This window comes from Hydrogenophaga taeniospiralis CCUG 15921, from assembly GCF_001592305.1.
In the GTDB taxonomy this organism is placed as follows: domain Bacteria; phylum Pseudomonadota; class Gammaproteobacteria; order Burkholderiales; family Burkholderiaceae_C; genus Hydrogenophaga; species Hydrogenophaga taeniospiralis.
The window spans coordinates 95,854-102,511 of sequence record NZ_BCWR01000022.1; the positions used below are offsets into that span (position 1 = coordinate 95,854).

Annotated in this window: 6 protein-coding genes; 1 reads left to right on the forward strand and 5 read right to left on the reverse strand. The window is 68.7% G+C overall.

Annotation, left to right across the window (positions count from 1 at the left end):
- Window positions 1–72: 72 nt before the first annotated feature.
- From HTA01S_RS22895 to HTA01S_RS22905, 3 genes are read right to left on the reverse strand one after another with little or no spacing between them, the layout of a single operon-like run.
- Window positions 73–1,152, reverse strand: coding sequence for an ABC transporter ATP-binding protein (locus HTA01S_RS22895; RefSeq protein ID WP_068175715.1), 1,080 nt, complete (start codon window positions 1,150–1,152; stop codon window positions 73–75).
- Entirely contained in the window at window positions 1,149–2,273 is a 1,125-nt protein-coding gene (locus HTA01S_RS22900; RefSeq protein ID WP_068175718.1) for a sensor histidine kinase, read from the reverse strand. Before HTA01S_RS22900 ends, HTA01S_RS22895 begins: the two co-directional genes overlap by 4 nt.
- Window positions 2,274–2,283: 10 nt before the next feature.
- Window positions 2,284–2,970, reverse strand: coding sequence for a response regulator transcription factor (locus HTA01S_RS22905; RefSeq protein WP_068175722.1), 687 nt, complete (start codon window positions 2,968–2,970; stop codon window positions 2,284–2,286).
- Window positions 2,971–3,361: 391 nt separating this feature from the next.
- On the opposite strand from HTA01S_RS22905, the gene HTA01S_RS22910 reads away from it, so the two are divergent.
- Window positions 3,362–4,333, forward strand: coding sequence for a porin (locus tag HTA01S_RS22910; protein WP_068175729.1), 972 nt, complete (start codon window positions 3,362–3,364; stop codon window positions 4,331–4,333).
- A 135-nt stretch (window positions 4,334–4,468) separates the two neighbouring features.
- Here HTA01S_RS22910 and HTA01S_RS22915 read toward each other — a convergent pair whose 3' ends face one another.
- Window positions 4,469–5,962 carry a tripartite tricarboxylate transporter permease gene (locus HTA01S_RS22915; RefSeq protein ID WP_068175731.1) on the reverse strand — a complete coding sequence of 498 codons (1,494 nt, stop codon included), beginning with the start codon at window positions 5,960–5,962 and terminating at the stop codon, window positions 4,469–4,471.
- A 30-nt stretch (window positions 5,963–5,992) separates the two neighbouring features.
- Window positions 5,993–6,541: a tripartite tricarboxylate transporter TctB family protein gene (locus HTA01S_RS22920; RefSeq protein ID WP_084236502.1), complete on the reverse strand. Its 549-nt coding sequence runs from the start codon at window positions 6,539–6,541 to the stop codon at window positions 5,993–5,995.
- Window positions 6,542–6,658 lie beyond the last annotated feature (117 nt).

Genomic DNA, 6,658 nt, shown 5'->3' on the forward strand with positions numbered 1-6,658 from the left:
GACAGCGGTCCAGGGGTTCAAGGGTCGGGAAAGCGGAAAGGGGGTGTGCGAAGCGCTGCGGGACTGCTGTGTCTAGGGCCCCTGTGGCGCGGCGCCCTCGCCGCCGAGCAGCACGCTCACCCCCGGGCCATCGAGAAACAGGCTCACCGGCGCCTGCAGCTGCAGTCCCTGAAGTTCGTGGAACTTGTTCACCTGCAGCTCACCGAGTGCCGTGAGCACCCGGTACTGGGTGAGCCGCCCTTCGAACGCGCGGGCCACCACCTTGCCGGCCAGCCCGGCACCGCTGGCGGGCGCGATGCGCCAGGCCTCGGGCCGGACCACCAGGCGCAGGGGCCCCTGGCGCCGCGTCAGCCCCGGCGCCAGACACAAAGGCCCCAGGTGCACGCGGCCCTGGGCGTCGGCCTCGGCGTCAAAAACCGCGGCATCGCCCATGAATCCGGCCACGAACTCGGAGCCGGGTTGTTCGTACACCTCGCGCGGGCTGCCCACCTGCAGCACCTGCCCCTCGCACAGCACCACGACCTGGTCGCTCACGGCCATGGCCTCGTCCTGGTCGTGCGTCACATAGATCACGGTCAGGCCCAGGCGCTGCTGCAGACCGCGGATGTCCTCCCGGATGTGGCGGCGCAGACCGGCGTCGAGGTTGGACAGCGGCTCGTCGAGCAGCAGCACTTCGGGCTGCAGCACCAGCGCGCGCGCCAGCGCCACGCGCTGCTGCTGCCCGCCCGACAGTGAAGCGGTGCTGCGCGAGGCGAGCGACGCCATGCCGACCAGCGCCAGCGCCTCGTGCACACGCGCGTCGTTGGCGTCGTTGTCCTGCCGGCGGTGGGCGCCGGCCTGCATGCGCAGCCCGTAGCCCACGTTCTGCCGCACGTCGAGATGGGGAAACAGCGCGTAGCTCTGGAACACCATGCTGATCGGGCGCTGCTCGGGGCCGGCCTGCGTGAAGTCGCGCCCACCGATCAGGATGCGCCCGCCGCTCGGTCGCTCCAGCCCGGCCACCAGCCTGAGCAGCGTGGTCTTGCCGCAGCCCGAGGGCCCGAGCAGCGTGGTCAGCTGGCGCCGCGCAAAGCGCAGGTGCACCCCTTTGAGGGCGTGCGTGCCATCGGCGAAGCGCTTGTCCACCGCCACCAGTTGCACCGCGTCGTTCATGGCTGCCGGTCCCGGGCATCGGGCAGCGGCCCGGCCAGATCCACCGGCACGGGCGGGGTCGCCGCGGCCGGCGCGTGCGGCCAGCGCACCACCGCGTCCACCCCGACCACCTGCCCGTCCTGCACCCGGTTGAACAGCTCCACCTCGGCCTGCATCGACTGGGCGATCTGCCGGCAGATCGACAGGCCCAGGCCGATGCCCGTGCCCCCGGCCGCCGACTGGAACGGCTCGAACAGGCGCGCGCGCAGGGTTTCGTCGATGCCGCCACCGTGGTCCCACACCAGCAGCTCCGACTGCCCCGGCAGCACGCGCAGCACCATGCCCATGGCCGAGCCCTTGGCCGAGTGGTGAATGGCGTTGGACATCAGGTTGCGCAGCAGCTCGCCGGCCAGCCAGGGGTCGGTGCGCAGGTTCACCGGCACCGACTCCAGCGAAAAGTCCAGCCGCTTGCGCGCCAACAGCGGCGCGAACTCCAGGCAGACCTCGCGCGCCACGGCCTCCAGGTCCACGTCCTGCCAATGGGCGTTGCCCACCAGCTGGTCCACCTTGGCCTGCGACAGCAGTTGCCTGACCAGCTGGCTGGAGCGGTCCACCGTGGCCAGCATCTTGGGCAGCGTCTCGCGCACCTCCAGCTGCCCCGAGAGCGCGCCCTGCAGTTGCGTGCGCAGCACCGCAAAGGGCGTGCGCAGCTGGTGCGAAGCGTCGGCCAGGAAACGGCTTTGCTGATCGACCGCGTCGCGCTGCTGCCGCAGCAGCCGGTGCACCACCTCGGTGACGGGTTGCAGTTCGCGCGGCGAGGCGTCGTCGTCCACCGCCGAGGCCTGGCCCTGCAGGCGGTCACCGAGCTGGCGTATGGGCGCCAGGGCGCGCCCCGCGAGCCAGGCGAACACCAGCAGCGTCAACCCCATGCGGACGATCGAGCCGAGCAGAGAAGCCCCGGACCCGTCGCTCCACACGAGCCAATGCAGGCCTTCGACCACCGCCAGCACCAGCGCCAGCCCACCGATCAGAAAACCCTGGATCGAGCCCGAAGGGGCGACGCGAAAGCGGCGCCAGCCGCGCAGACCGGTCGGCTTCACGGCGGGTTCGCCGGGTGTGGAGGATGTCTCGGGGGCGGACATGGAAGCGGCCTCAGGCGTTGGCAGCGCCATCGCTGGTGGCTTCGTCGACGAGGAAATAGCCCAGACCCCGCAGCGTGATGAGGGCTGCGCCGGAGCCCTGTATGCGCTTGCGCAGCCGGTGCACCAGCACCTCGACGGCGTCGGGGCTGACGGGGACCTCCTGGCCAAACACCGCGCGGTGCAGGTCTTCCTTGGCCACCGCCTGGCCCGGGCGCGACATCAGTGCCTTGAGCAGGCCATATTCACGGCCCGAGATGTCCAGCGGCAGGGCGCCACGAAACACCAGGCCCGAACCCGGTTCGATGCGAAGCGTGGCGCACCGCAGCTCTTCCACCCCGTGGCTGCGCCGCACCAGGGCCTTGAGCCGCGCCGCCAGTTCCTCGACGTCGAATGGTTTGCTGAGGTAGTCGTCGGCACCGGCCTCCAGCCCCTGCACACGCTCCCCCACCGCCCCGCGGGCGGTCACCACCAGCACCGGGACGGAGCCATTTCCGTCGCGCAGGCGCTGCAGCAGTTCGAGCCCGTCGATGCCGGGCAGGCCGAGGTCCAGGATCACGGCGTCAAAGCTGTGCCGGCGCGCGAAGGCCAACCCCTCGAGCCCGTTGGAGCAGCAAACCACCTGAAAACCGCGGGACGACAGCACCCTGCTGAGCGACACGCACAGTTCCAGATCGTCTTCAACCAAGAGGACATTCATGTCCGGGGAATCTCCAGGTTCGTCGTGAAGGAAGGCCAGGCCACCGGGCCACGCCCTGAGGGCGTCGTGGGGGTCTCATCCGCCACGCACGCACCCCGTGCCATGGAGAAGATGGTCCCGCAGGCCCGCTGGCGTGTCATCGTGTGATTCCCGCACAGCGGTTGAAAGAAACCTGAAATCTAACGCCTGCGCCTCCCGGGCCGGCACCCGGTATCGGCCCTCCGAGGCCGACTTTCAAGAAGCTTGCGCCAATGCTCCGTGCTTGTCCGCTGCCGGCGCGCGGCCCTGGTGGGCAGCATGGCGTCGGCAGTGTTCCGGTGCATCCGGCGCCCGCTGACCCGGCACGACAAGCGTCGTCCGGGCCACCCCCACCCTTCCTATGGAGTCTCCCTTGAAAAGAACCCTGATCGCTCTGGCCGCTGTGGCCGCTTGCGGCGCCGCCATGGCGCAATCATCCGTTGCGGTGTATGGCCGCGTCGACCTCTCGCTGGGCCATCTCAAAGAACAGGGAAAGGCCAGCCAGAGCCGGATGTTCGACGGCAATCTGACCTCCACCCGCCTGGGCTTTCGCGGCACCGAAGACCTTGGCGGCGGCCTCAAGGCCAGCTTCAAGATGGAGCACCGCTTCGACGCCGACACGGGCGCGTCGGAAGATCCCATGTGGAAAGGCGAGTCCACCCTGAGCCTCTCGGGCGGTTTTGGTGAGCTCAAGCTCGGCCGCAGCTCGACGATCTACGATGAAGTGCGCGGCCTGTCGGCCAGCAGCAGCGTGTTCGACTCGGCCTTCACGCCCTCTTCCAACGGCGTGTTCGGCTCGGGCGGCGACTACAGCAACCGCTTCAACAACAAGATCACCTATGTGCTGCCGTCCATGGGCAACCTCTACGGCGGTGTCGAGTACGCGCTGGACGAAGACCCCGACGCCAAGGCCGACATGATCGGCGCCAAACTGGGCTACAAGAGCGGGCCGCTGAACCTGGCCATGGGCCTGCAGCAGGAAAAAGGCAAGGAAAACGACTACCTGATGGTCGCCGCCGCCTACGACTTCGGCGTGGCCAGCGTCTCGGGTGGCTACAACGTCCGCAACGGCAACGCCGCCTCGGGCGACGACAACGAATTCACCGTGGGCGTCAACGTGCCGCTGGGTGCGCTCCAGCTCTCGGCGGGCTTTGCCAGCGGCAAGACCGAAAAGGCCGGCGCCACGTCGTCGAAGGCCTCGGGCTTCGGCCTGGGGGCGACCTACACCCTGTCCAAGCGCACCAAGCTCTACGGCGGCGTGCGCTCGCACCAGGTCAAGGACGGCAGCGGCACGAAAACCGCCGACGCCCGCCTCTTCGCCGTGGGTGTGCGCCACGACTTCTGACGCCGAATGCCGCGTGCGCCGCACGCGGCAGGTGTTTTCTTGACAGTGCTCCAGGGGTCACGCGGGGCGAAGCCCATCAGAGGCGCGTGATTCTTTGCGGTTCCAGCGCACGCTGGAACCGCTTTTTTGCCGGACTCAGGCCCGGCGATGCCAGGCCAGCACGCGCGGCGTGATCAGCACCAGGGCCACCACGGCCAGCAGCGTGGCCGACATGGGGCGCTGGAAGAACACCGTCCAGCTGCCCTCGCCGATGGACATGGCGTTGCGGAACTGCGCTTCGGCCAGCGGGCCCAGGATCAGGCCCACGATCACCGGCGCGGTCGGGAAATCGAACCGCCGCAAGGCCACTCCCACCAGCGCCAGACCGTACATGACGAACAGGTCGAACGAACTCTGGCGCATGCCGTACACACCCACCGTGGCGAAAATCAGGATGCCGGCGTAGAGCGGCGCCTTGGGGATCTTCAGCAGCTTGACCCACAGGCCCACCATGGGCAGGTTGAGCACCAGCAGCATCACGTTGCCGATGTAGAGCGAGGCGATCAGCGCCCATACCAGGGCCGACGAGGTCTGGAACAGCTGCGGCCCGGCGTTGATGCCGTAGTTCTGCAGCGCGCTCAGCAGGATGGCCGCCGTCACCGAGGTGGGAATGCCCAGCGTGAGCAACGGCACCAGGGTGGCCGTCACGGCGGCGTTGTTGGCGGCCTCGGGGCCGGCCACACCTTCGATGGCGCCGGTGGTGCCGAATTCCTTCTTGTACTGGGGATCGGCCAGCTTGCGCTCGGTGGCGTAGCTCAGGAAGGTCGGGATCTCGGAACCACCGGCGGGGATGGTGCCGAAGGGGAAGCCGATGAAGGTGCCGCGCAGCCAGGCCGGCCACGAGCGCTTCCACTCGGTCCTGGTCATGTGGGCCTTGTTCATCTTGTTCATGCTGGCTTCGCTCTTGCCTTCGTAGAGCGCGTTGTAGAGCGCCTCCGTGACCGCGAACAGGCCCACGGCCACCAGCACCACTTCCACGCCGTCGATGAACTCGATGACGCCGCCCGTGTAGCGCACCTGGCCGGTGATCTGGTCCATGCCCACCAGACCCAGCGCCAGGCCGAGGAACAGCGCCGTCATGCCGCGCAGCGAACTCTGCCCCAGCACCGCGCTCACCGTGGTGAAAGCCAGCAGCATCAGGCAGAAATACTCGGGGGGGCCGAGCTTCACTGCGAACTCGGCCAGGAACGGCGCGAACAGCGTCACCAGCACGGTGGCGATGGAGCCCGCCACGAAGGAGCCAATGGCCGAGGTGGCCAGCGCCGCACCGGCGCGCCCGCTCTTGGCCATCTTGAAACCTTCGAGCGCGGTCACCATGGTGCCGGTCTCGCCCGGGGTGTTGAGCAGGATGGAGGTGGTCGAGCCACCGTACATGGCGCCGTAGTAGATACCGGCGAAGAAGATCATCGACGCGGTGGGTTCCACCTGGCCGGTGATGGGCAGCAGCATGGCCACCGTGACCGCCGGGCCCAGGCCGGGCAGCACGCCGATGGCCGTGCCCAGCGCGCAGCCGGCCAGCGCCCACAGCAGGTTGATGGGGGTGCCCGCGGTGGCAAAACCACCCATGAGGTTGTTCCAGAGTTCAAGCATGGTGAATTCCTTTCGGACCCGTCGCGAAGATCACAGCCAGCCGGTGCCCGTGAGGCCCGGCAGGTTGACGGCGAGGAATTTGGTGAACAGCCAGAAGGTGGGCGTGGAGATCAGCATGCCGATCACCACGTCTTTCACCGTCTGCATGGCGTTGCCACCGGCCTTGCCTTCGCTGATGCGCAGGCCGCGCACGGCCAGCGTGAAACACAGCGCGCAGCTGAGCACGAAGCCAACGGTGGTGATGAGGGCCGCATTGCCCAGAATGCCGGCCGAGACCCAGGCCATGGCGTGCCAGTCGCCGCGGGCTGCGCCCGATGGCTCTTCCATGTTGCGGTAACCGCCGGTGCGCACCTCCCGGATCAGCAGCACGCCACACAGCCCCATGGCGGCCGACACCACCCAGGGCAGAAAATCGGGGCCCACGCCCGCGTAACCCGCGTCCGACGGGATGTTGGCCGCGCCGTAGGCGAGCGCGACGGCCAGCAGCACGGCGGCGATGCCCAGCGCCAGCTGGCCAGGCCTGTGATCGGGGCGTTGGGCGTCCTGGGGCTCTGGCGCCCCCGGGTGGTTGGTTTGCATGTGCGTCTCCTGTCTGGAAGTCAACGCGGCTGCGACGCGAACGCCGCAGCCGCCGTGTCAGATGCGGTCTGGACCGGTGTTCAGACCATGCCGGCGCGCACCATGGTGGCCCGCAGC